Annotated in this window: 23 protein-coding genes; 11 read left to right on the top strand and 12 right to left on the bottom strand. The window is 70.0% G+C overall.

All coding sequences use genetic code 11. From position 1 onward, the window contains the following. Positions 1-151 precede the first annotated feature (151 nt). From pknB to ACLM5J_RS15145, 6 genes are all read left to right on the top strand, one after another. Entirely contained in the window at positions 152-2239 is a 2088-nt protein-coding gene (gene pknB / locus ACLM5J_RS15170) for a Stk1 family PASTA domain-containing Ser/Thr kinase (protein WP_413657283.1), read from the top strand. A 53-nt stretch (positions 2240-2292) separates the two neighbouring features. Next, positions 2293-3189: a deoxyribonuclease IV gene (locus ACLM5J_RS15165; RefSeq protein ID WP_413657282.1), complete on the top strand. Its 897-nt coding sequence runs from the start codon at positions 2293-2295 to the stop codon at positions 3187-3189. Continuing rightward, positions 3186-4082: a DMT family transporter gene (locus tag ACLM5J_RS15160; RefSeq protein WP_413657281.1), complete on the top strand. Its 897-nt coding sequence runs from the start codon at positions 3186-3188 to the stop codon at positions 4080-4082. The genes ACLM5J_RS15165 and ACLM5J_RS15160 overlap by 4 nt, the downstream gene beginning before the upstream one ends. 94 nt (positions 4083-4176) lie before the next feature. Next, positions 4177-5220: a 3-deoxy-7-phosphoheptulonate synthase gene (gene aroF / locus ACLM5J_RS15155; RefSeq protein WP_413657280.1), complete on the top strand. Its 1044-nt coding sequence runs from the start codon at positions 4177-4179 to the stop codon at positions 5218-5220. Between the two features lie 184 nt (positions 5221-5404). Further along, positions 5405-6391 carry an NADase-type glycan-binding domain-containing protein gene (locus ACLM5J_RS15150; protein ID WP_413657279.1) on the top strand — a complete coding sequence of 329 codons (987 nt, stop codon included), beginning with the start codon at positions 5405-5407 and terminating at the stop codon, positions 6389-6391. A gap of 144 nt (positions 6392-6535) precedes the next feature. Further along, complete coding sequence (locus ACLM5J_RS15145) at positions 6536-8497, top strand: zinc ribbon domain-containing protein (RefSeq protein WP_413657278.1); 1962 nt, start codon at positions 6536-6538, stop codon at positions 8495-8497. Between the two features lie 217 nt (positions 8498-8714). Here the strand turns inward: ACLM5J_RS15145 and ACLM5J_RS15140 are convergent, their stop codons facing one another. Continuing rightward, positions 8715-8897, bottom strand: a complete 183-nt coding sequence (locus ACLM5J_RS15140) for a hypothetical protein (RefSeq protein WP_413657277.1) — start codon at positions 8895-8897, stop codon at positions 8715-8717. On the opposite strand from ACLM5J_RS15140, the gene ACLM5J_RS15135 reads away from it, so the two are divergent. Beyond that, entirely contained in the window at positions 8896-10317 is a 1422-nt protein-coding gene (locus ACLM5J_RS15135; RefSeq protein WP_413657276.1) for a hypothetical protein, read from the top strand. The genes ACLM5J_RS15140 and ACLM5J_RS15135 overlap by 2 nt on opposite strands. On the opposite strand, the gene ACLM5J_RS15130 is transcribed toward ACLM5J_RS15135, so the two are convergent. Genes ACLM5J_RS15130 through ACLM5J_RS15120 form a run of 3 tightly spaced genes read right to left on the bottom strand, consistent with a single transcriptional unit; the run spans position 10282 to position 14086 of the window. Then, entirely contained in the window at positions 10282-11277 is a 996-nt protein-coding gene (locus ACLM5J_RS15130; RefSeq protein WP_413657275.1) for a threonine aldolase family protein, read from the bottom strand. The genes ACLM5J_RS15135 and ACLM5J_RS15130 overlap by 36 nt on opposite strands. Beyond that, positions 11274-12602, bottom strand: a complete 1329-nt coding sequence (locus tag ACLM5J_RS15125) for a class II 3-deoxy-7-phosphoheptulonate synthase (RefSeq protein ID WP_413657274.1) — start codon at positions 12600-12602, stop codon at positions 11274-11276. The genes ACLM5J_RS15130 and ACLM5J_RS15125 overlap by 4 nt, the downstream gene beginning before the upstream one ends. Before the next feature lie 44 nt (positions 12603-12646). Next, positions 12647-14086 carry an APC family permease gene (locus tag ACLM5J_RS15120; RefSeq protein ID WP_413657273.1) on the bottom strand — a complete coding sequence of 480 codons (1440 nt, stop codon included), beginning with the start codon at positions 14084-14086 and terminating at the stop codon, positions 12647-12649. Between the two features lie 218 nt (positions 14087-14304). On the opposite strand from ACLM5J_RS15120, the gene glpK reads away from it, so the two are divergent. Next, positions 14305-15777 (top strand): glycerol kinase GlpK, encoded by a 1473-nt coding sequence (gene glpK, locus ACLM5J_RS15115; RefSeq protein ID WP_413657272.1) that lies wholly within the window; start codon positions 14305-14307, stop codon positions 15775-15777. Further along, positions 15774-16655, top strand: coding sequence for a hypothetical protein (locus ACLM5J_RS15110; protein ID WP_413657271.1), 882 nt, complete (start codon positions 15774-15776; stop codon positions 16653-16655). Before glpK ends, ACLM5J_RS15110 begins: the two co-directional genes overlap by 4 nt. 4 nt (positions 16656-16659) lie before the next feature. Here ACLM5J_RS15110 and ACLM5J_RS15105 read toward each other — a convergent pair whose 3' ends face one another. The 4 genes from ACLM5J_RS15105 to ACLM5J_RS15090 are packed head-to-tail and all read right to left on the bottom strand — an operon-like array spanning position 16660 to position 19745. Further along, positions 16660-17325: a response regulator gene (locus ACLM5J_RS15105; RefSeq protein WP_413657270.1), complete on the bottom strand. Its 666-nt coding sequence runs from the start codon at positions 17323-17325 to the stop codon at positions 16660-16662. Between the two features lie 40 nt (positions 17326-17365). Continuing rightward, positions 17366-17869 carry a flavin reductase family protein gene (locus ACLM5J_RS15100; RefSeq protein ID WP_413657269.1) on the bottom strand — a complete coding sequence of 168 codons (504 nt, stop codon included), beginning with the start codon at positions 17867-17869 and terminating at the stop codon, positions 17366-17368. After that, positions 17866-19017 (bottom strand): MacS family sensor histidine kinase, encoded by a 1152-nt coding sequence (gene macS / locus ACLM5J_RS15095; protein ID WP_413657297.1) that lies wholly within the window; start codon positions 19015-19017, stop codon positions 17866-17868. The genes ACLM5J_RS15100 and macS overlap by 4 nt, the downstream gene beginning before the upstream one ends. Positions 19018-19028: 11 nt before the next feature. Next, a complete protein-coding gene (locus ACLM5J_RS15090) occupies positions 19029-19745 on the bottom strand; it encodes a lysophospholipid acyltransferase family protein (RefSeq protein ID WP_413657268.1) in 717 nt (238 codons plus the stop codon). Positions 19746-19851: 106 nt separating this feature from the next. On the opposite strand from ACLM5J_RS15090, the gene ACLM5J_RS15085 reads away from it, so the two are divergent. Both ACLM5J_RS15085 and ACLM5J_RS15080 read left to right on the top strand, forming a co-directional pair. Beyond that, a complete protein-coding gene (locus tag ACLM5J_RS15085) occupies positions 19852-20622 on the top strand; it encodes an alpha/beta hydrolase (protein ID WP_413657267.1) in 771 nt (256 codons plus the stop codon). 21 nt (positions 20623-20643) lie between these two features. After that, the gene (locus tag ACLM5J_RS15080; protein WP_413657266.1) at positions 20644-21063 is read left to right on the top strand and encodes a hypothetical protein; all 420 of its coding nucleotides are present in this window, start codon (positions 20644-20646) and stop codon (positions 21061-21063) included. Between the two features lie 32 nt (positions 21064-21095). Here the strand turns inward: ACLM5J_RS15080 and ACLM5J_RS15075 are convergent, their stop codons facing one another. The 4 genes from ACLM5J_RS15075 to ACLM5J_RS15060 are packed head-to-tail and all read right to left on the bottom strand — an operon-like array spanning position 21096 to position 24589. Further along, entirely contained in the window at positions 21096-22052 is a 957-nt protein-coding gene (locus ACLM5J_RS15075; protein ID WP_413657265.1) for an ROK family protein, read from the bottom strand. After that, the gene (locus tag ACLM5J_RS15070; protein WP_413657264.1) at positions 22049-22990 is read right to left on the bottom strand and encodes an ROK family protein; all 942 of its coding nucleotides are present in this window, start codon (positions 22988-22990) and stop codon (positions 22049-22051) included. Before ACLM5J_RS15070 ends, ACLM5J_RS15075 begins: the two co-directional genes overlap by 4 nt. Before the next feature lie 4 nt (positions 22991-22994). Continuing rightward, entirely contained in the window at positions 22995-23423 is a 429-nt protein-coding gene (locus tag ACLM5J_RS15065; protein ID WP_413657263.1) for a hypothetical protein, read from the bottom strand. Further along, positions 23420-24589: an ArsA family ATPase gene (locus ACLM5J_RS15060; protein WP_413657262.1), complete on the bottom strand. Its 1170-nt coding sequence runs from the start codon at positions 24587-24589 to the stop codon at positions 23420-23422. Before ACLM5J_RS15060 ends, ACLM5J_RS15065 begins: the two co-directional genes overlap by 4 nt. Positions 24590-24597 lie beyond the last annotated feature (8 nt).

The following is a 24597-nucleotide window of genomic DNA, read 5'->3' as shown; positions in this document are numbered from 1 at the left end:
GGTCCACTCTGACACTCTCCGAGGGCGCGAGGAAAACGGCCGCCACGCCGAGCAGGTCCGCGCAGCCCGTCCCCTGGGTCCGCTTTCGTAGGATTGCCCCGGCGGAGTGTCTCCCCTTCCCCTTTTCCGCCCGTGTGTGAGGACAGCAACCGTGAATTCTGGACCGGAGCGGGATACCGACGACCCGTTGATCGGACGGTTGCTGGACGGTCGGTACCGCATCGGCGATCGGATCGCCCGAGGCGGGATGGCCGGCGTCTACGAGGCGATCGACACCCGGCTCGACCGCACCGTCGCGGTCAAGGTGATGCACCCGGGCCTCGGCGACGACGGCGACTTCGCCGAGCGGTTCGTCCGCGAGGCCAAGCACGCCGCCCGGCTCTCGCACCCGAATGTGGTCGCCGTCTACGACCAGGGCGCCGAGGGCGGCACCGTCTTCCTGGTCATGGAGTACGTGCCCGGCCACACCCTGCGCGATGTGATCCGTCAGCAGGCACCGATGCCACCGCTCAAGGCGCTGGCCCTGATCGAGCCGGTGCTCGCCGCGTTGGCGGCGGCGCACCAGGCCGGCCTCATCCACCGCGACATCAAGCCCGAGAACGTCCTGATCCCGGACACCCCCGGCGGCTCCCCCAAGGTCGCCGACTTCGGGTTGGCGAAGGCGATCAGCGCGGACACCCAGCACACCGCGACCGGCGGGGTGCTGATCGGCACCGTCTCCTACCTGGCACCGGAGCTCGTCGTCGACGGTCGCGCCGACACCCGCGCCGACGTCTACGCCGCCGGCGTGGTCCTCTTCGAGCTGTTGACCGGCAAGAAGCCGCACGAGGGCGAGTCGCCGATCCAGGTCGCCTACAAGCACGTCCACGAGGACGTGCCGCCGCCGTCGTCGCTGGTCGCAGCCACCGAGCCTGAGCTGCGGATCCCGCCGTACCTCGACGCCCTGGTCGCCCGGGCCACCGCCCGCGACCGGGAGCACCGCGCAGCAGACGCCCGGGTGCTGCTGCACCTGGTCCGCCAGGTCCGCCAAGCACTTGCCGACGGCGTCTGGGACGACCCCGACCTGGTGGCCGACCTCGCTCCGCCGAGCGTCGTCGCCCAGCAGGAGGAGCAGTTCCACGAGGACACCACCCCGGACCCGCTCGGCGCGCAGCAGGTCCCGCCCGGCGCCGGCGCATCGCCGACCGACACCGCAGCCCGCCCGGCCGTCGAGGTGACCACGACCTTCGACCGCTCACCCCTGGCCCACCCGCCGATCCGCCGTGACGGCGCACTCCCGCCTCCTGGCGGCGTCGGCTCCCCGACCGGCGCCACGGCCGACGAGGACGACGAAGCCCCGCGGTCACGCCGTCGCGGCCCGCTCCTGCTGCTGGTCGCGCTGCTTCTCGCCGCCCTGATCGGCGCCGGCGCCTGGTGGTTCGGCGTCGCCCGCTGGACCACCACCCCGGCCGTCCTGGACCTCACCTCCGCACAGGCCGAGCAGAAGATCACCGACGCCGGCCTCGAGTTCGAGCTCGGCACTCCCGCCTACTCCAACGACGTTGCCAAGGGGCAGGTGCTCAGCAGCGACCCCGGTCCAGGTGACCGCGTCCTGAACGGCGGCACCGTGACCGTGGTGCTCTCGCTGGGCAAGGAGCTCTACCCGATCCCGGACGTCCGCAAGCAGACCGAGGACGACGCCCAGGCCCTGCTCACCGAGCACTTCAGTTACGACGAGACCGTCGAGGTCTTCTCCGAGACTGTGCCCGAAGGGATCGCGATCCGGGTCGAGGTGGACGGACAGACGGTCAAGGCCGGCGAACAGCGCCCGCCGACGACCAGGGTCAGCCTGGTGGTCAGCAAGGGTCGCAAGCCGATCACGGTCAAGGACTTCACCGGCAAGCGGTTCGAGCGCGTCGAGGCGTGGGCCAAGCGGACCAAGGTCTCCATCGATCGCTCTGAGGACTACAGCGAGACGGTGGCCGAGGGCGACGTGATCTCGCAGTCTCCGCAGAACGGTCAGGTCTACCGGGGCGACACGATCAAGGTCGTCGTCTCCCAGGGGCCTCCGTTGGTCGAGGTTCCCTCGGTACGCGCGATGGGAGTGGATGCGGCCACCGAGAAGCTCGAGGATCTCGGCTTCAAGGTGAAGGTCAAGCGGCACCTGGAGAGCATCGGGCTGGGCTATGTGATCTCGTCCAACCCGGGCTCGGGCGACAAGGTCCCCAAGGGCAGCACGATCACCCTGACGGTCTTCTGAGACTGCCTCATCCGGCGGATCGACGCCGCCAGGGCAACGGTAGGATCAGCCGAGTGCCTGACCTCTCCACCCCCGCCCTGCGCAACCCGATCGGTACCCATCTCCAGGTCGGTAAGGGCCTCGCCAGCGGCGCGCTGAACGACGCCGACGGACTCGGTTGCGAAACCCTCCAGGTCTTCGTGGGAAACCCCCGCGGTTGGGCCCACTCGGCGGGCAATCCGCGCGAGGACGAGCTCTTCCGGGAGCGGTGCGCCGCCACCGGGACGCGCGCGTTCATCCACGCCCCGTACCTGATCAACCTGGGCTCGCCGACGCCGGCGACCTATGAGAAGTCGGTCGCTGTCCTGGCCCACAACCTCAAGCGTGCGGCCGAGATCGGTGCCGAGGGCGTCGTGGTGCACACCGGCTCGTATGTCGACCCGGCCGGGAGCCCGGAGAAACTCGCCGCCGCGATGCGTCAGGTCCGCGAGGGCCTGTTGCCGTTGCTCGATGTTCTGGACGGCGACGACGCACCCTGGCTGCTGCTGGAGCCGACCGCCGGTCAGGGCCGCTCGCTCTGCGCCGGTGTCGAGGACCTGGAGCCCTACCTGGCCGCCGTCGACTACCACCCGAAGGCTGGCATCTGTCTCGACACCTGCCATGTCTTCGCCGCCGAGCCGCTCGACGAAGAAGGTGGCGCCGCCCGCGCTGTGGAACGCATCGCCGAGATCGGCGGCTCGGGTCGACTCCGGTTGATCCACGCCAACGACTCCATGGACGTGCGCGGCGCCTTCAAGGACCGGCACCAGAACATCGGCGCCGGCTTCATCGGCGAGAACGCCTTCGCGGAGCTCTTCGCCCACCCGGAGACGGCGGGCGTGCCGTTCATCCTGGAGACCCCCGGGTCACGGGACGCCGACAACCCCGACCTCGAGACGCTGCGCCGCCTGCGGGCCTCAGTCAGCCGGTGAGTTCGACCCGTACCACCCGGCTCGCCACCCTCGCCCTGTTGGCGATGACGGCATGCTGGGGCTCCACCTTCTTCCTGATCAAGGACCTCACCGACCGGATCAGCCCGCTGGACTTCCTGGCGTTGCGGTTCCCGATCGCGACCGTCGTGCTCTGGTTGCTCTTCCCCCGCGCCGTGGGTCGGCTCAGCGCCCGAGCCCGACGCCAGGCAGTGGTGCTGGGTGCGCTCTACGCCGGTGGTCAGATCCTGCAGACGATCGGTCTGGCGCACACGGCGGCGTCGGTCTCGGGGTTCATCACCGGGCTCTACGTCGTCGCCACTCCGCTGCTGGCTGCGGTGCTGCTCCGGCACCGGATCGGGGCGGCCACCTGGACCGCCGTCCTGGTCGCGATCGCCGGGATCGGCCTGCTCACGCTGCAGCCGGCCGGGTTGGCGTTCGGCTACGGCGAGACGCTGACGCTGGTCAGCGCGGTCGTCTATGCGCTGCACATCGTCGGGCTGGGTGCCTGGTCACGCCCCCAGGACGCGGTGGGGCTGACCATCATCCAACTGGCCACGATCTCGGTGATCTGCGTGATCGGGGCCGCGCCGAACGGGATCACCATTCCGGACCGAGGCAGCGACTGGCTCTCCATCGTCTACATGGCGGTCTTCGCGGGCGCCTTGGCGATCGCCGGCCAGACCTGGGCCCAGGCCCACCTGTCACCGAGCCGGAGTGCGATCGTGATGAGCATGGAGCCGGTCTTCGCCGCCACCTTCGCGGTCGCCTTCGGCGGCGAGGGTCTGAGCGGCCGGTTGCTGGGCGGCGGTGCGCTGGTGATGTGCGCGATGCTGCTGGTCGAACTGGCACCGCGGCGCCATATCGAGGGCGAAGTCACCCACCTCAGCGTCTGACTAGGACCAAAAGAACAACTCGGACATCTCGCCGTTGGTTTCAGATGGTGAGCACCCGCTGTCCACCCTTCGGCACGGGTTTAGGCTCGATGACATGGTCATCGTCATGTCCCCCGGCGCTACCGATACCGACATCGCCCATGTGGTCGAACGGGTGGAGAGCGTCGGCGGCGAGGCCTTCGTCAGCAAGGGCGTGGTCCGGACCATCATCGGCCTGGTCGGCGACATCGAGTCGTTCCACCACCTGAACCTACGGACCCTGCGTGGCGTAGCCGACGTACACCGCATCTCCGACCCCTACAAACTGATCAGCCGCCAGCACCACCCCGCCCGCTCCACGGTCTGGGTGGGCCCGCCCGGCCACCAGGTGCCGATCGGCCCCGGCTCGTTCACCTTCATCGCCGGTCCGTGCGCCATCGAGACTGCCGAGCAGACCGTCGAGGCGGCCCGGATGGCCCAGTCTGCCGGCGCCACCATCCTCCGCGGCGGTGCCTACAAGCCGCGCACCTCGCCCTACGCCTTCCAGGGTCTGGGGATCGCCGGACTGAAGATCCTGGCCGACGTCCGCGAGGCGACCGGGATGCCGGTGGTCACCGAGATCGTCGACGCCCGCGACATAGACGTCGTCGCCGAGCACGTGGACATGCTCCAGATCGGCACCCGCAACATGGCCAACTTCGGCCTGCTCCAGGCCGTCGGAGAAGCCGGTAAGCCGGTCCTGCTCAAGCGCGGGATGTCGTCGACGATCGAAGAGTGGCTGATGGCCGCCGAGTACATCGCCCAGCGCGGCAACCTGGATGTGGTGCTCTGTGAACGCGGCATCCGGACCTTCGAGCCCGCCACCCGCAACACCCTGGACATCTCCGCGGTGCCGGTCGTCCAGGCGGCCAGTCACCTGCCGATCATCGTCGACCCGTCCCACGCGGCAGGACGTAAGGACCTCGTGGTGCCGCTGACCCGTGCCGCGATCGCCGTCGGCGCGGACGGCGTCATCGTGGACGTACACCCGAACCCGGAAACCGCGCTCTGCGACGGCCCACAGGCGCTGCTCGGCACCGAACTGCGCGAGTTGGCCCAGGCCGTACGTCGGTTGCCGAGCATGGTGGGCCGCGTCGACGCCCGCGGGCTGATCCGCTGATCGTCCCTCGCGTCCCGCACGGGACCGAGTCCGTCATCTGGACGGAGTACAACCTGCATCCGGTAACCTCCCCCAGGGGCGTCGCGCCCGTGTCGGCATGAGGGACAGCGTGATGAGATTCTGTACGAACTGCGGTGCCAGGCTGGAACTTGGCCGGTTCTGCACGAACTGTGGTGCTCAGGTGGTGTCACCGCCTGAGGACGACGCGACCGCAACCTCGGTCCGGCTCCCCGCCGTCCAGCCCGACGCCGCCACCGGCTCGCGCTACCAACTCTTCGCCGACGAGCCGACCGCTGCCGCACCACCCCAGGCACCCGCCGAGGCGACGTGGACGCCCGACACCACGGTCACCAACCAACGCGCCGTCGATGCACCGATCCCCAGCGCCGGACCGGCCAGCGCCTGGACCACCGGCACCACCCGCGACGTCAGCGACTTCGGCGAACAGCCCCCGGCACAGCCGACCGGGCAGCGCCGGGCCGCCCGCGCCCCGCGCGGCCCCTGGATCGCGCTCCTGGTGGTGCTCCTGCTGATGTCCGCAGCCGGCGGATGGCTGCTGATCAAGGACGACGACTCCGATGACGCCGGCGCGAAGGATGCGACCTCCCAGAGCTCGCAGACACCGACCACCGACTCCTCCCCGTCGCCGTCCCAGTCGCCGACCGTGGTTCCGCCCCCGGAGCCTCCGGCCGGGAGCACCAACGTGGCGGCCTCGGCCCAGGTCAACGCCCCAGCGCCCGCCACTCCGGGCCAGGACCTGTCCGGGAACCCGGTCGAGTATCCCGTCGGCAACATGCTCGACGACGACCCCAGCACCGCCTACCGGATCACCGGCGACGCCACCGGGACGGAGATCCTCTTCACCCTGGCCGACGAGGCCGAGGTGAACTCGGTCGGGTTGATCAACGGCTACGCCAAGTCCGAGAGCGGAGCGGACTGGTACGCCAGCAACCGCAAGATCCGGCGGGTCAGCTGGCACTTCGACGACGGCACCGTGATCAAGCAGCGCCTGCGCGCCACCACCGATCTGCAGGTGGTCCCGGTCCCCGGCGTCACCACCCGGACCGTGCGGCTCCGGCTCGACAAGGTCAGCAAGCCGGGCGCCAACCCCCGCAACACCACCGCGATCAGCAGTGTCCTGATCGAAGGCGCGTCACCGACCGCCCCCTGACAGGTTTCGGCGTTCCCCAGCTGGGTAGATGCTGCACCGGCGGCTGGTGCCACCCCGCGATACTTCGCGCCCGCCGTCCGCGACAACCCCTAGGGTGGGCGACATAGCTTCACCCACCCAGACTCGACGATCGGAGTCCCCATCATGAGCACCTGCCCGCATTGCGGCGCGGAACTCACCCCGGGAGCCGCCTTCTGCGGCTCCTGCGGCCAGTCCCAGGCGACGCCGCCTCCGCCCGCCCCTGAGGCCGAGGCGACCCAGGTCCGTCCCGCTCAGCCGCAAGGGTTCGACCCTGCCGCCGGGGTCACCGCCCAGGCACCCCAGCAGCCCCAGCAGCCCGCCCAGCAGTGGCAGCAGCCCCCGGCAGCTGGTTGGCAGGCGCCCCCAGCTCCCGCGGCACCCCAGCAGCAGTGGGGCCAGCCCGCTCCTGCGCAGCAGGCGCCGCAGGGTCAGTGGGGCCAGCAGGCTCCTCAGGCCCAGCAGGGTCAGCAGTGGGCACCGCCCGGCCAGCAGTTCGCCGCTCCCGGCTTCGGCGGGCCGAACAAGCCCTCCTTCGACTTCAGCAAGATCCTGATGGGCAACTGGATCGGGATGGCCACCGTGGTCGGCGCGGCCCTCGGTGTCGCCCTGCTGGTGAACCTGATCATCGCCTTCACCACCGCCGAGGACCTCAAGGTCGGCAGCGCGATCGCGATGACGCTGCTGCTCACCGGTGCCACCTTCGGTCCGAACATCATCTTCGACCTCGGGAACGACGACTTCGACCAGACCGCGAGCCTCGGCCAGTACCCGCTGCTCGCAACGGTGCTCGCTCTCGGTGTGGCGATCTTCCTCTTCCGCCGCGTGACCGCCCGCTACCCCGACGTCAGGACGGCGCTCATCGACGCGGTCCGCGGCGGTGTGCTGATGATGCTGTCGCTGCTGGTCCTGGCGATCGTGCTGCGGATCTGGAGCCCGGAACTGAAGGGTTACGCCAGCGAGTCCGATGGCATGTCGGCCGGACCCGCTGGCCTTGGGCTTCAGGACGGTGAAGCACACCTCTCCATCGCCGGGGCCATCTTCCTTGGTTTCCTGCTGCTGACCGTCGTGTTGGCGCTCACCTGCTTCGTGCGCGGCGATTGGCTCGACGGTGTGTGGGCGAAGATCCACGCCTGGGTGGCTGCCCCGTTGGTCGGTATCGCCGCTGTCGCGGTGGCTACCACCGCCGCAGGCCTGATCTACCTGATCGCGATCATCGCTGGCAACGACGATGCCCGTGGTTTCAACGATGTGATGGCGCTGGTCGCTGTGCTACCCGCGCTCGGTGTGCGGATGCTCGCCCTCGGCGTCTTCGCCAACGTCGGCTATGACTCCGACGGCGACGACGAGTTGAGCCAGGGCAAGAGCCTGGACCGGCTTGGTGACTTCGCCGACGACAACGGCGTGCTCTTCTGGATCGCACCGCTGATCGCGATCGCCATCGCGGTCGCCGGTGTCTATGCAGTGATCTGGAAGTCGCTCGACCGGACCAAGGTGCTGCGCAACGTCGCGGTCTACGTCGGTCTGCTCCTGGTCGTGGTTCCGTTCCTGGTCCGCTTCGCCAACGCTCACCTCAACTTCAAGGTCGAGGTTGAGGACGAGACCTACAAGGCGAGCCTCTGGCTCGGTGTCAGCGGGTTCGGCACCACGGGCCTCTTCTTCCTGCTCTCGCTGATCGTCGCGGCGATCCTGCTCGTGGTCACCGGCAATCTCGACGTCAACGCCGTCAAGGCCAAGGCCCAGCAGGCCGCCCAGCAGGCGCAGGCGCAGATGCAGCAGAACCAGCAGCAGTGGGGCCAGCAGGGTCAGCAGCCGCCCGCTCAGCAGTGGCAGCAGCCCGGCCAGCAGCCGCCGGCTCAGCAGTGGGGCCAGCAGCCGCCGCAGCAGGCGCCCGGCCAGTGGGGCCAGCAGCAGCCCGGTCAGCAGCAGTGGGCTCCCCCGCCCGCTCCGCCCCAGCAGCCCGGTCAGCAGCAGTGGGCACCGCCGCCTCCGCCGCAGCAGCAGCCCGGCCAGTGGGGCCAGCCCGACCCGGGTGACCAGCAGTGGGGCCAGCCCGGCCAGGGCGGCCAGCCGCCCCAGCAGCACTGAGCCCCGGGCTAGACAGCACTGAAGCCTCTGGCCTGAGGTAATACCCGTACGGCGTCCGAGACTGCTCGGGCGCCGTACGGCATTTCCGGCCCCCGCCCGGGTCGCTTGCGGTTAGAGTCGCCCGGAATCGTGGACAAAGTGAGGGCTTCGTGAACTTCTGCCAGCAATGCGGCGCACCCCTTCAAGGCGGGCGGTTCTGCCCGTCGTGTGGCGCCCCTCATCCGGAGCCGGCGACGGCGCCGCCCACCGCTCCGCTGTCAGCGACGCCACCCGCCGGGACGACGCTCCCACCCGCGCCACCGGTCCCGCCCGCCCCGCCGACCGGGGCTGCGCCGACGGCCTGGATCCCCACCGGACCGCCTCCGGTCCACCGCCCCACCCCGCAGCTCAACCTGGCCATGCTCAACCCATGGGCCTGGCTGCTCGCGTTGGGCATCGCGGTACTGGCGGTAGCCGCCGGCATTGCCGCGTCGGCCGGTCTGATCTGGTTGGGCGACCTCCCCGAGACCAGCACCGATGACCGGATGACGCTGACCGTCGGCGCGCTGGCCGCGGCGACCGGCACCAAACTGGTCGCCACGATGGGCGTTCCCGGCGAGTCTGCCGAGATGGTCGGCTCCGGCGGCGTGATGCCACTGACCATCACCCTGCTGGTGCTCGGCGTCATCGGTCTCCTCTTTCACCGGCAGACCCGGCACTTCACCAAGCTCTCCGGAGCCCTGGTCCAGGCCCTCCGGGTTGCCGCTCTCTACGCCGTACTCGCCCTGATCCTGGTCGCTGTCTTCCGTGGCGAGGAGTCCGACCTGGCCCGGACGATGGACCTCGACGACGCCGAGGACCTCTCCTGGGGTGCCTCCCTGCCGGGGACCTTCTTCTCCGCGCTGCTGGTCGTCTTCTGCGTGCTCGCGCTGATCGCCTTCAGCCAGGGCGGGCGACTCAGCGGCCGGGTGAAGAGTCTGCACTCCTACCTGGCCGCCCCGCTGTGGGGCCTGGCCTCGGTGCTCGCCCTGCTCCCGATCGCCGGGCTCATCGGCTGGATCTGCTTCTGGTTCACTGCCGACGGCACCCATGACGCCGAGAACCCGCTGAGCAGCCGACAGACCGTCTCGCTCTGGCTCTCCACCCTCGGCAACGCCGGGCTCTACTTCCTGCACGCCGGTGCCGGTGGTCGGCTCGGTGCCGCCTGGGATACCCGCGACCTCGACGGCACCCGCGACTCGCAGTTCGAGCGGTTCACCTACGCGACCGACCACGCCGACGCCTGGGGACTCTGGTTCGCGATCCCGACGCTGCTGATCGTCCTCACCGTCGCCGCCTTCGTGGTGGTCTACAAAAGCTCGGTCTCTCCCCTGGCCACGCTCGGAATCTGGGTGGTCGGCCTCTTCGCGTTGATCCCTGCGCTGTCCCGCCTCGCCTCGCTGCGTGGCTCGTTCGAGGCCGACGGCACCCCCCAAGAGTTCGAGATGAGCGGCTTCGCCGGACTCAAGGGTGTCGACACCTTGCTGATCCCGCTGATCGCCCTGGGCATCGCGCTCCTGATCGCGGTGGCGACGGGTGCGCTGCGCCCGGCGAACCTGAAGCAGTTCCAGGCCCGGTACGCCCAGGCGTACAACCCGGCTCAGGGGTACCCGGACCAGGGCTATCCCACTCAGGGGTACCCGAACCAGGGCTATCCCGCTCAGGGCCACCCCGCGCCCGAAGGCGGCTGGAGTCAGCCCACCCAGCAGCTGCCTCACGGCCAGACGCAACCGCAGTTCGGCCCGCCGCCCACGCAGAGCTACCCGTCAGCGGGCAGCGGCGAGGACGTCCCGCGCACGTAGCGCGTCCTCGCGAGTGACGCCGAGGTGCGTGACCAGCCGGACGGTCCGCGCGCCGACCGCGCTCACCCGCACTCCGGACGCCGCCGCCTCAGCAACGTAGGAGGCGGCGTCGTCCACCGAGAAGACGACGATATTGGTCGGCACCGTGTCGGGGTCGAGGCCGACCGCCTCGGCCAGCATCCGGGCGTGCTCGTGGTCGTCAGCCAGCCGTTCGACGTGGTGGTCGAGGGCGTAGCTACCTGCGGCCGCCAGGATGCCGATCTGCCGCATCCCACCGCCCATCCGCTTGCGCCAGATCCGGGACTCGGCGATCGCCTCCGCGCTGCCGACGAGCAGCGAGCCGACGGGGGCGCCGAGCCCCTTCGAGAGACAGACCGCGAGGACGTCGACCAGCGCGCCGTAGTCGGCCAGCGCGACTCCCGTCGCCACGTGGGCGTTCCAGATCCGGGCACCGTCCATGTGTACGGCGCATCCCTGGTCGTCGGCGAAGCCACGGAGCCAGTGCAGGTCCTCGATCGGCTGCACGGTGCCGCCGAGGAAGTTGTGGGTGTTCTCCACCGAGATCGCCGTCGTCGGGACGAAGAACGGCCCGAGGTCCGGGGCGAACATCTCGGTGATCGCCTCGCGGTCGATACCGCCCTCGGCGTGCCGCCAGGTCCGCATCCCCAAGCCGGTATAGGCGGTGTGGGCTCCCAGTTCGGCGCGGGCGATGTGCGCACTCGCTTCGCAGAGCACCTCTTCACCGACACCGACCAGGGTCCGTACGGCCAACACGTTGGCCATCGAACCGGTGGGCGCGAAGAGCGCCGCCTCGTGACCGAAGAGCCCGGCCACCCGCTCCTCCAGGGCGCGGGCGGCCGGGTCCTCACCGTAGACGTCGTCGCCGACCTCTGCGCGCGCCATCGCCTGCCGCATGCCCGGGGTGGGCGCGGTGACGGTGTCGCTGCGCAGGTCGATCAACGGCGGAGCATCTCCGCGACCAGGAAGGCCAACTCCAGCGACTGCACGCGGTTGAGGCGCGGGTCGACGACCGACTCGTAACGGTGCGCAAGACCGTGCTCGTCGATCTCCTCGCCACCGCCGACGATCTCGGTGACGTCGTCACCGGTCATCTCGACCATCATGCCGCCGGGGACGGTGCCCAGCGCGCGGTGCACGTCGAAGAAGCCCTGCACCTCGTCGAGGACGTCGGTGAAGCGGCGGGTCTTGAATCCGGTCGAGGCCTCGAAGGTGTTGCCGTGCATCGGGTCGGTCACCCAGGTGACGTTGACGCCCTCGGCCCGCACCTTCTCCACCAGCGGCGGCAGCACGTCGCGGATCTTGCCCGCGCCGAAGCGGGTGATCAGCGTGAGCCGGCCCTCCTCGTTCTTCGGGTTGAGCGCGCTGGCCAGGGCGAGCACGTCGTCCGGGGTGGCCGACGGGCCGACCTTGCAACCGATCGGGTTCGAGAGGTGCTTGAAGTACTCGATGTGCGCGCCGTCCAACTGCCGGGTGCGCTCACCGATCCACAGGAAGTGCCCCGACACGTTGTACGGGTCGTCGGTCCGCGAGTCGATCCGGGTCATCGCGTGCTCGTAGGGCAGCAGCAACGCCTCATGGCTGGAGTAGAAGTCGACCCGGTGGAACTCATCGGGGTCGGCGCCGATCGCCTGCATGAACTCGAGGGCCTTCTCGATCTCATTGGCCATCTGCTCGTAGCGCTGGGCGAACGGCGACTCGCGCACGAAGTCGGTGTTCCAGGTGTGCACCTGGCGCAGGTCGGCGTAACCACCGTTGGTGAAGGCACGGATCAGGTTCAGCGTCGACGCGCTCGCGTTGTAGACGTCGACCAGGCGCTGCGGGTCAGGGATCCGCGACTCCTCGGTGAACTCGAACCCGTTGACGGCGTCGCCGCGGTAGGCCGGCAGGGTGACGCCGTCGCGGGTCTCGGTGTCGGAGGAACGCGGCTTGGCGTACTGACCGGCCAGGCGACCCATCTTCACCACCGGCATCGAACCGGCGTAGGTGAGCACGACCGCCATCTGCAGGAGCACCCGCAGCTTGTTACGCACGTTGTCGGCGTTGACCTGGTCGAAGACCTCGGCGCAGTCGCCACCGGCGAGCAGGAAGGCGTCGCCGCGACCCACGGCCGCGATCTTCTCCTTGAGCTCGTCGCACTCGCCCGCAAAGACCAGCGGCGGAAAACCACGCAGCTTGGAGACTGCGTTGTCGACTGCGGCGGGGTCGGGGTACGTGGGCTGCTGGGCGGCACCAATGGCCTGCAGCGCGGCGAGGTCGGGGATCACGCGCTCAAGCCTACGCGAGTCCCCGGCCTCTGCCGGGTGGGTGTTCACTCCCCCAGATGCTCGATGTCCTGGAAGTGTCCGCCTTCTGGTTTGTGGATCACCATCGTGATCCCCCACAGCACGATGCCGATCAGCAGCAGACCACCGGCGATCTTGTACTGGATCATGTCCGCCTCCAGGCGTGCCCACGGGCCCAACAGGTAGAGACAGGCGACGGCGCCGAGGATCGGAACCCAGGTCGGCGCCTTCAGCGCCGGCGTCGTGGTGGTGTCGCGGCGCAGGATCAGGCAGCAGACGTTGACCAGCGAGAAGACCGCCAACAGCAGCAGTGCCGTGGTGCCCGAGAGGGCGCCGATCACGGTGCTCTCGGACTGCAGCCGGACCACGATGATCAGGCCGAGTGCCAGCAGGGTGGTGAAGGCGATCGCGGTGTACGGCGAACGACGGCGGTGCGAGACCTTGCCGAGCACCGGCGGCAGCACGTCCTGGCGAGCCATGCCGTAGATCAACCGGCTCGCCATCAACATGTTGATCAGCGCGGTGTTCGCGACCGCGAAGACCGTCATGAACGGGAAGATCTTGTCGATGTTGATGTCCGGCGCACCGATCCGCACCACGTCGAGCAGGATCCCGGCCTCCGGGTTCTTCGGTGCCGCGATGTCTCCGGGCGGGATGACGGCGACCACCGAGACCGCGACCAGCATGTAGATGATCACCGCGATACCGAGGCCGGTCAGCATCATCCGCGGGAAGATCTTCTCCGGGTTCTTGGTCTCCTCGACCATGTTCACCGAGTCCTCGAAACCGACCATCGAGAAGAAGGCGATCGCGGTAGCCACCGTCACCGCCATGAAGAGGCCCTTGTCGTCGGGGCTCTCGAAGACGGTGATCCGGTCGACGTTGCCGTCACCCTTGGCAACCACCCAGAAGCCGATCCCGATCACGATCGCCAGCGCAGCCATCTCGATGATCGTCAGGAAGACGTTGAACATGACGCTCTCGCCGACACCGCGCAGGTTGATCAGCGCCAGCAGCACCATGAAGGCCAGGGCGGTGATCAGGGAGGCGGTGTCGCCGGTCGGCACCGAGTCGTTGAACTCGTTCAGGCCGATCATCAGGTTCTCGGCCAACAGGTTCGACGACGTCGAGGCGCTGGTGATGCCGGAGCAGACCACGGTGAAGGCGACCAGGAAGGTCACGAAGTGGATGCCGAACGCCTTGTGGGCATAGAGCGCAGCACCGGAGGCCTGCGGGTACTTGGTCACCAACTCCAGGTAGCTGAAGGCGGTCAGCGTCGCGACGGCGAACGCCACCAGGAACGGCAACCAGGCGATTCCGCCGACCTGACCGGCCAACCGACCGGTGACCGCGTAAACACCGGCACCCAGGATGTCACCGACGATGAAGAGCAACAGCAGGCCAGGACCGAGGACCCGCTTGAGTTCGTGTTGGTCCTTCTCCGGTTGTGCCTGCGCCTCTGCCATCTACTGCCTCCCGATCGCGCGTCTCACGGCCGGAGTCCGAACCGCGTGACCCTCACTCTGGACCGAATCGCGCCTCGATGGCAACGACCGCGAGGCGCGTGGCGCATCCTGAGACCGCACTGTGACCACACCGGCGCTCACGTCCGCTGACGCTGCTCGTAGGCCGAGCAGGCCGAGGTTGAGGGCTGAGCGGGCCGGCGATGCCCTAACGTGCAGCCATGAGCATCCTTGCCATCGATGCCGGCACCACCGGCGTCACCGCGTTGGTGGTCACCACCGACGGTGCCATCGCCGCCCGCGGTTATCAGGAGTTCGCCCAACACTTCCCACAGCCGGGGTGGGTGGAGCACAACCCCGAGGAGATCTGGCAGGCCACGCTGGAGGCCACCCGCTCGGTCCTCGCCAGCTACCAGGGTCCGCCGCTGACGGCGGTCGGGATCACCAACCAACGCGAGACGGTCGTGCTGTGGGATCGGGAGACGTTGGGCTCGCCGCGACGTGCGATCGTCTGGCAGGACCGCCGCTCCGCGGAGATCTGTGCCCGTCTCAAGGAGGCCGGCCATGAGGACCGGGTCCGCGAACTGACCGGGCTGCGCCTCGACCCCTACTTCTCCGCGACCAAGCTGGCCTGGCTCGCCGAGAACGAGCCGAACACCTGGGCCCTGGTCGAGTCGGGGCGCTACGCGATCGGCACCGTCGACTCCTACCTGGTCGCCCGGATGACGCGCGGGATCTGGCACGTCACCGACGCCTCCAACGCGAGCCGCACCCTGCTCTTCGACCTCAACACCGGGGACTGGAGCCAGGAACTGTGCGACCTCTTCGGCGTGCCCCTCGACGCGCTCCCCGACCTGGTGCCCAGTTGGGGTGTCATCGCCGACACCGACCCACGGATGTTCTGCGGTCTCACCCTGCCCATCGCCGGGATCGCCGGCGACCAGCAGGCCGCTCTCTTCGGCCAGACCTGCTTCGCCCCCGGCGAGGCGAAGTGCACCTACGGCACCGGCTCCTTCATCCTCACCAACACGGGCACCGATCTGCTCCGCAGCGACGGGTTGTTGACCACCGCCGCCTGGCGCTCCCCCGAGGGTGAGCTCACCTATGCGTTGGAGGGCTCGATCTTCGTCACCGGCGCCGCCGTGCAGTGGCTCCGCGACGGTCTGCAGATCGTCGGCTCCGCCTCCGAGACGGCAGCGATCGCCAGCACCGTCGACGACTCCGAAGGTGTCGTCTTCGTTCCCGCGCTGACCGGGCTCGGCGCGCCGCACTGGGATCCGCATGCCCGTGGCCTGATCGTCGGGCTGACCCGCGGCACCACCCGTGCCCACCTGGTCCGCGCCACCCTGGAGGCGATCGCCTACGAGGTCCGCGACGTGATGGAGACGATGGGCCGCGACGCCGCCACCCTGCGCGTGGACGGCGGTGCGGCGAGCAACGACCTGCTCTGCCAGGTGCAGGCCGACCAGCTCGGCGTCAACGTGCAGCGCCCCCGGTTCGTGGAGAGCACGGCGATCGGAGCTGCCTTCCTCGCCGGTCTGGGCACCGGGGTCTGGGCATCCACCGACGAGCTCCGGGCCACCTGGCAGGTGGAGGCGACCTTCACCCCGAAGAGCGAACGGAGCCAGATCGACGCCGGTTACCGACGCTGGCTCGACGCCGTCGAGCGGTCGAAGGGCTGGGCTCAGGTTTGACCGACTCGCTGCTCCGCATCGCTGACCGGCTCTATGGGCTGCCGGTCGCCGAGTTCACCGCGGCCCGCGACGCGGCCGTCAAGGAGCACCGCGGCACGGACCGCGAACTGGCCGAGGCGATCCGTGGGCTGCGCAAGCCGACTGCTCCGGCCGCGGTGCTGAACCTCCTGGTGCGCCGTGACCCGGCCCAGGTGGACCAGGTCCTCGCCGTCGGCGAGGCTCTGCGCGAGGCCCAGGAGACTCTCTCCGGCGCCGATCTGCGGGCGTTGACCAAGCAGCGTCGGCAGCTGACCGCAGCGGTCACCGCCCGGGCACGGGCACTGGCCGGCGAACACGGGCAGCGGGTCAGCGACGCGGTGGCCGAGCAGGTCGAGGCCACCTTGACGGCGGCGATGATCGACGCCCAGGCCGCCATCGCCTTACGCACCGGGCTTCTGCTCACCGCGTTGAGCAGTACCGGCCTCGGCGTCAGCGACCTGACGGCGAGTGTCGCGATCCCCGACGCCGTCGACTTCGCGCCCTCCCCGATCGAGCCCCCGGCTCCGCCGCAACTGCGGGTGGTCCCGGACCCGGACGCGGTGGCCAAACGTCGGGTCGCCGTCGAAGCCGCGGTGGCCGAGGCCGCGGAGACCCTCGCCGAAGCCCGGAGCGCACTCGCCGACGTCGAGGACGAGGTCGCAACTCTGGAGGCGCGGAGTCTGCAGCTCCAGGCCGAGATCGACGAGCTACGTCGTCAGCTCAGTGAGCACGAGAGCGAGCAGGACCAGACCGACGCCGATCTGGACGACGCCCGTGAGCAGGTCCGGACGGCGCGTGCCGAGGTGAGCGCCGCGGACTCCGCACACCAACGCGCGGTCCGTCAGCTCGACGATCTCTGAGGAGTCAGAGCTCCTCGTCATCGAGACCGCGCTCGATCGCCCAGCGGGTCAGCTGGACCCGATTGTGCAGCTGAAGCTTGCGCAGCGTGTTCTGGACGTGGTTCTGGATGGTGCGGTGTGAAAGCACCAAGCGGTCGGCGATCTGCTTGTAAGACAGGCCTTTGGCGACCAGCCGCAGCACCTCGGTCTCCCGCTCGGTGAGCTGCGGCGTGCTGTCGGTCGGCGCATCCAGCAGCCGCCGGTACTCCCCCAGCACCAAGCCGGCCAGCCCCGGGGTGAAGACCGTGTCGCCCGCCGCGACCCGCTGCACCGCCTCGAGTAGTTCGCTCCGTGACGCCGACTTCACCAGGTAGCCGGTGGCGCCCGCCTTGACCGCGGCCAACACGTCGTCCTGTTCGCCGGAGGCCGAGAGGATCAGCACCCGCGCCGACGGATCGGTGCGGAGCACCGAGGCGGTGACCTCGACGCCGTTCGGGCCGGGGATCTGGAGGTCGAGGACGACCACCTGGGGCCGGGTCGCGTTGAACCGGACCAGCGCCTCGTCCCCGGTCGCGGCGACGGCGACCACGTCGAAACCGGCAGCGATCAGGTCGCGTTCCACGGCGTCACGCCACATCGGGTGATCGTCGACCACCATCACCCGCAGCGGCCCCGAGCCTTCAGAAGTCATGTGCGACACCGTAGACGATCCCCCACCCGATCCCTCGGGGTTACCGGTAACGGCCGCGGCGGTGTTCCAGCGGGCGGATCTCCTCGCCGATCGTGATCGTCTCGACCGTCGCCGTGATCAGCTGCGACCAGCCGACCTCGCGTACCTCCTCCACCCGGACGCCGGCCCAGGTGGTGACGCCGGCCGGTAGCGGTCCCCACGGGGTGTCGGCGAACTCGGCCTGGGCGAAGAGACCGCCCGGCGCCGGCGCCACCCCGGCGAACGCGTCGGCCAACTCGCGATGCGGCCACTCCAGCAACCCGATGACGGCGACCTGGGTCTCGGCGAGTTCGTCAGCCAGATCCGAATCCGGGTCGATCAGACCCAGCACCCGACCCCGTTCACCACCGGCCACCATCAGCGAGGAGACGGTCAGGCCGGCGCGGCCGGCCCCGGCACCGGTCAGCCAGAGACTGACCGCACCGCCGAGCCGCCCCCGCAGCCGGCGGATCTGATCGCGCTCCGACTCCGGCTGCGCGAACGGGTGCCCACCATGGATCGTCATCGGCCCTCCTGAGGACGTGGTACTTGGAACTCCCACTCGACACCCTGCCCCGGAGCGGTCGTCAGGTTCGCGGTGCCGCCGAGGTCGCGGATCCGGCCCTGGATCGACTCCAGCACACCGAGCCGTCCCTGTTCGGCCGCGTTCGCCAACCGGCCCGGCTCGATACCGGGGCCGTCGTCGCGGACGCTGAGCGCGATCTGGTCGCCGAGCTCCTCCACGAAGATCCAGACCGGAGCGTGCGGGCCGACGTGCCGGACGACGTTGGCCAGGCACTCCTCGACGACGGCGATCAACTCCCGCGCCGTCGGCTCCGGCACCAGCACCTGGTGGCCCGGCCCCGCCACGCTGATCCTCGGCGAACCGCGCCGGGTGAGCTGCTCCACCAGGACCACCAGGTCCTGGACGGCGTCGTCACCGGGCGCCGAGGTGACGTCCTGCTGCCGGATCAACGAGCGCAGCGCTGCCTCCTGGGCGCCTGCCAGCTCGCCGAGCTCGGCCGCTTCGCCGCCCAGTTCCCGACCGCGGCGTTGGACCAGGGCCAAGACCTGCAGCACCCCGTCATGGACGGCACGCGCCAACCGGGCCCGCTCCGCGGCGCTGGCCGCGGCCCGCTCCGCGACGGCCCGCGAGGCCGCCATCTGTTGCAGCGAACCAGCCAGATAGCCCACCACCGTGCCGCCGATCACCAGCAGGAACACGTTGGCGTAGTTGGTCTGCGAGATCGAGTCGCGCATCGCCAGATCGACCGCGCTCAGCGCGGCACCGGCGAGCAGGCCACCCCACCAGCGCCAGTAGATCGCCCACGCCATCAGGGCTCCGGCGATCCAGAAGCCAGGCACCGAGGCGTTGAACCAGCTGCCCTTGACCACGAGGGTGGAGAGTAGGGCCGCGATGGCGATCGCCATGTCGACGCCGAGCAGCAGCGGGGTGCGCCGCCGCGCGCCGCCGTAGGCCCAGATCGTCACACCGGTCCAGAGCACCATCGCGGCGACGACCGTCATCCCGAGGTGCGGGCGTGAGAAGTTGTCGTAGCGGAAGACGTTGAGCGCCACCATGTTGCCGGTCAACACGACCCGCAGCAGGGCCAACGCCCGATAGAGCCGATCCTCGACGGCCTCGACCGCTGGGTCGAGGCGGCGCGGCTGGATCAGCCAGCTGTTCAGGAGGCCTTCTTCTCCGCGGCGGCGTCGCGTTCGGCCTGCTTGGCCTCGGCCTTGGCGCGGGTGGCGTACATGTCGACGTACTCCTGGCCCGAAAGGGTCATGATCTCGTACATGATCTCGTCGGTGACCGAGCGCAGGATGTAGCGGTCGTTCTCCAGGCCTTCGTAACGCGAGAAGTCGAGGGGCTTGCCGAAGCGCACCTGCGGACGGGTCACCTTGCCGAACTTCTTTCCGGGCGGGGCCACCACGTCGGTGCCGACCACCGCGACCGGGATCACCGGGACGCCGGTCTCCAGGGCGAGCCGGGCCACACCGGTTTTGCCGCGATAGAGGCGACCGTCGTGGGATCGGGTCCCTTCGGGGTAGATCCCGAAGAGCTCACCGTCGCCCAGCACACCTTTGGCGGACATCAACGCGCCCTCGGCAGCGTTCGCGCCCGAGCGGTCGATCGGGATCTGGCCGGCGCCGGAGAAGAAGGTCTTCTGGAACCAGCCTTTGACGCCCGGGGTGGTGAAGTATTCGGCCTTGGCCACGAACGAGACTCGGCGCGGCAGCGTCAGCGGCATGAAGAGCCAGTCGGCGTAGCTCAGGTGATTGCTGGCCAGGATCGCCGGCCCATCGGTGGGGACGTTCTCCAGCCCTTCGGCCTGCGGCCGGAAGACGACCCGCAGCAGCGGACCAAGCGCCACCCACTTCAAGAACCAGTAGAACACCGCGCCGACCTCCTCGAGGAGCCCATCACCCGCTGACAGACGGGGAAAACCCTAGCCCTATTTCACCCCTCCCCCTAGAGCGACCCAACATGGAAGAATCCGCAGCGTGTCCCAGAACTCGCCAACCGCGCCTTTCTCGGCCGCCGCGCGCCCAGAGCTGACCGCAGACCCGCAACGGCGCCTCGGCGTCCTGCTCTCCCATGGCTTCACCGGTTCGCCGGCTTCGATGCGACCCTGGGCCGAGTACCTGGCCGAGCGCGGGTACGGGGTCGAGGTGCCGTTATTGCCCGGCCACGGGACCAGTTGGCAGGAGATGAACACCACCGGCTGGGCGGACTGGCACGGCGCCGTCGAGGCCGCGTTCACCCGGCTCCGGGCAGACCACGATGTGGTCGTCGTCGCGGGTCTGTCGATGGGCGGCGCCCTCGCGTTGCGACTCGCCGCCGACCACCCCGACGACGTCGCCGCGGTGGTTCTGGTGAACCCCGGCATCAACTCCACCAACAAGCAGTTGTTGGCGCTACCGGTCCTCAAGTGGCTCATGCCGTCGATGCCGGCGATCGGCAACGACATCAAGAAGCCCGGCGGCGACGAGCACGGCTACGAGCGCACGCCGCTCAAGGCGCTCGCCTCGATGCTCGGCGGCTGGCGGCAGGTGCGCGCCGACCTGGCCAAGGTGAAGGCACCGGTCCAGGTCTTCCGGTCGGTCGACGACCACGTCCTTGATCCCAGCTCGGTGGAGCTGATCACCCGGCACGTGCCGAACGCCTCCGTGACCCTGCTGCACGACTCCTTCCACGTGGCGACCATCGACAACGACGCGCCCCGGATCTACGCCGACTCCGCAGAGTTCATCCGCTCGGCGACCGGTGTGTGACCGGGTCGTAGGCTCGGCACTGTGAAACCAGGGGACGAAGACGAGGCCTGGCGCCAGATCGTCGAGAACTACGGCGACGCCCCACAGGTCGAAGAGATCGCGGCCGAGACGGCGCCCCCGGAACCCGTTGCACCGCTCGCCCCGCCCGAGCCGGAGGTCGTGGTCCCCGAGGAGCTCAGCTACCGAGCCTGGGACGACGAGGGCCGGTTCGTGCCGCCGAAGCCACCACCGATCCCGGTCGCGACCGGCCCGCGGTTGGCGGCGTGGGTCGGTCTCTTCGGCGTCCCCCTGCTCTTCCTGGTCCTGCTGTTCAGCGGCCAGTCGTTCCCCCCGATCATCAACCTGTTGCTGATCGGGTGGTTCGTCGGCAGTTTCGGCTACCTGGTCTGGCATATGCCACGCACCCGCAACGATCCCTGGGACGACGGCTCCCGGATCTAGCGGAGCCGCCAGACGGCTCTCCGTTCGGGCACTCAGCGGCCGGAACGGAGGGCCCGGAGCGCCAGATCGGCGGCACCGATCAGTCCCGCCTGCGCGCCGAGCTCGGCCGGCACCACCCGAGGCAGCTCGCGATGCCCGGCTCCGACCACGGTCCGTTCCAGCACCCGGCGGGCTGGGGCGAGCAGCCGCTCCCCTGCGGCCGCGACGCCGCCGCCGATCACGATCACCTCGGGGTCGAAGGCAGCGGTGAGATTCGCGAGGCCTCGGCCCAACCACTCGCCGACGGTGGCGAACGCCTCCAGGGCCACCAGGTCGCCCTGCTCGGCGGCCTCAGTCACCATCGGGCCGCGCAACCGGGCCAGGTCGCCGTCGCACATCTGCGCCAGCAGTGTCGGCTGACCGACCATCCGTTCCCGGGCCACCCGCTGCAGCGCGTTGCCGCTGGCGTACTGCTCCCAGCAACCGGCACCGCCGCATTCGCACGGTGCGCCGTCCGGCACCACCACCATGTGCCCGAACTCGCCGGCCATCCCGTTGTGGCCACGTAGCACCCGGCCGCCGATCGCCGCGGCACCGCCGATCCCGGTGCCCAGATTGACGACGACGGCGGTCTCCGCACCGCGCGCCGCGCCGAGGGCGACCTCGGCATGGGCGGCCGCCGTGGCGTCGTTCTCGACCACTACCGGGACCTGCCAGCGGTCCTCGAGGCGCTGTCGCACCGGGGCGTCGAGCCACGGCAGATGCGGTGCGAAGCGCACGCGTTCGCCGCTCCGGTCCACGAAGCCGGCCGCAGCCACCCCGACGGCGTGGACCCGGCGCCCATCGGCCACCTCGGCCAGCGCCTCACTCAACGCCTCCTCGACGGCGCTCTCCGAGACCCGGCGTCCGGGCGTCTCACGGCGGCTGGTGGCCAGCACCTGACCGCCTTCGACAACGCCCGCCAGCACCTTGGTTCCGCCGACGTCGATCCCGACCACGCAACTGCTCATGGTTGCCGCGCCAGGTCGGCGACCCCGAGGATCGCGGCGGCGTTGCCCAACAGGGCGGCGCGAATCGCGCCGACCGGGCGATGACCGGCACCGGTGAGGTGGCCGGCGAGCCCGGCACGCACGGCGTCGACGAGCAGGTCCCCGCTCTCCGCGACGCCGCCGCCCAGCACGATCACCTCGGGGTCCAGGATCGCGACCAGATCGGCGATCCCTTCGCCGAGCAGTCGGCCCAGCTCCGCGACCAGCCCCATCGCCAGCGCGTCGCCACCGGCCGCCGCCGCGGTCACCTGCGGCCCCAACAGCGCGTTCGGATCGCCACCGGCCGCCGCGAGCAGCGCCGCCCCGGCCACCGGGTCGGCGACGACTGCGGCGCGGGCACTCCGTTGCAGCGCGGAGCCACTCGCGTACTGCTCCAAGCAACCGGTCCGGCCACACCCGCAGGGCAATCCCCCGGGCACCAGCTCTAGGTGCCCGATCTCCCCGGCGACGCCGTGGCCGCCGCGCTGTAGCCGCCCGCCCAGAACCAACCCACCCCCGACGCCGGTCCCGACCGCGACCAGGATCACCTGCTCACTGCCCCGGGCGGCACCGAACCGGTACTCCGCCCAGGCCGCGGCATTGCCGTCGTTCTCGATCACCGTGGGCAGCCCGGTCCGTCGACTCAGCTCGGCGCGCAGCTCGACGTCGATCAGCGGCAGGTTGGGGGCGAAGTAGACACTGCTCCGGGTCGCGTCGACGAAGCCCGCCACCGAGATCCCGACGGCGTCCACCCGGTCGGTACGGAGCTGCTGGACGGCTCCGGCGATCGCCGCCAGGAGCGTCTCGGTGTCGCTGATCGGCGTCGGGACGCTGAGCCGCTGGCCCAGCCGACCGGCGTCATCGACCACGGCACCTGCGATCTTGGTGCCGCCGACGTCGATCCCGATCGTGGTTCCCATCGGCCTACTCGGGCCACTCACCGTCGAGGTCGATGTGTTCCACGTCCTCATGGCGTCGGGCAGGTTGGTCCGGGACTGCGGTGGCCAGCAGCGCCGCGGCCGCTTGCAGCAACGAGGAGCCCGCCACCGCGAGATGGGTCTTCACCTCAGGGCTGAGTTCGCGGACCACGTGGACCGCCCGGCAGACCGGGCACCACTGGCACTCGGGCGCATCGGTCGCCAGATGCTCGTTGACCTCGTGCGCGGCTGCGGCAGCGGTGGCGGCGAAGCCCGACACCGAGTGACCGAGGTCGTCGCGGTGGTCCTTCGCCCAGTCCGACAGCGCGCCGAAGAGCTTGACCGCCTCTTCAGCCACCGAGCCGACCGGGTCGTGCCCCGGCTGTCCCGCCGGGCCCGGGTTCGAGGCGTCGTGGCCTTCGTGTTCATCCGTCATCGTGCCACCTCCTCGAATCTCACCTGCAGGGTTCCCGACTCCACGCGGGCACCGACGACCCGGTGCCGCGCAAGACCCGGCGGCAACGAGAGGAGCCGACGATACGACGCCACCGTGACGACCAGTTCATCGCCGTGCCTGGCCAGATCGACGTCCGCCTTGGCCACGTTGGGCAGCGCCAACTCCAGCAGCGCGCCGTGAGCATCGCGGGTGACCCGGAACGGGTCGGCGCCTTCGGGAGCCGCGAACGGGTCGTCGTCGCCGTAGAGGTCCGCTGCCACCTCGCGCAACGCCTCGGTGCCGACCGGCTCACTGCCACGGTAGAGCGAGCGCCACTGGCGGAGCTCGGCGAACGACTCGGCGGTCTCCTCCAGGACAGCGGCCTGTGCCGCCACCCAGCCCTGACGCCACTCGTCGGCCGCCTCGGCCGGGAAGACCCGGTTCGCGATCACCCCGTCGACGCGGTAGCCGAACAACGAAAGGGTGGTCCACGAACGCCGGGCCTCCGCGAGGACCACCTTCTCCGGGGTCATCACCAGCCGGACACTGGCCTGCGGCCCGGCCAGCAGCTGACGCACCTCGTCCAGGTCGGCGTGCAGCCGCTCCACGGCGTCGAAGACCGAATCCTCCGGCATCGGCACGCCGGACGCCTTGGCCAGCACGGGTTTGAGCGCCTTGACCACCCGCCGCTCGAACGGGAAGACCCGCTGCATGTACCAACCGAGAGCTTCAGGAAGGGCGAGCAGGCGCAGGGTCTCGGCGGTCGGCGCACAGTCGACGACGATCACGTCCCAGCCGCCCTGCAACGCCTGGACCCGCAGCTCCAGCAACGCCAGCACCTCTTCGGCACCGGGGATCACGGTCAGCTCCTCGGCGGCCACCGGGTCCACCCCGGCGACGTCGAGCACGCTCAGCAGGTAGCGCTGGATCGCCGCCCAGGACTGTTCGAAGCGGCGTTGGGCGTCGACCTGCTGGACGAACAGCTGCGGCGCGACCTCGGTCGGTTCACTGCCGACCGGCGCGCCGAAGGCGTCGGCCAGCGAGTGCGCGGCGTCGGTCGACAGCACCAGGGTCCGCTTGCCCCGGGCAGCGGCGAGCGCAGCCGTCCCGGCCGCGACGGTGGACTTACCGACGCCACCCTTGCCGGTGAAGAGGAGGATCCGCACGCTCAGGC

This window comes from Nocardioides sp. Bht2, assembly GCF_047308515.1.
Taxonomy (GTDB): Bacteria; Actinomycetota; Actinomycetes; order Propionibacteriales; family Nocardioidaceae; genus Nocardioides.
The sequence above is the reverse complement of the archived record's forward strand: the minus strand, read 5'-3'. Positions and strand labels throughout refer to the sequence as shown.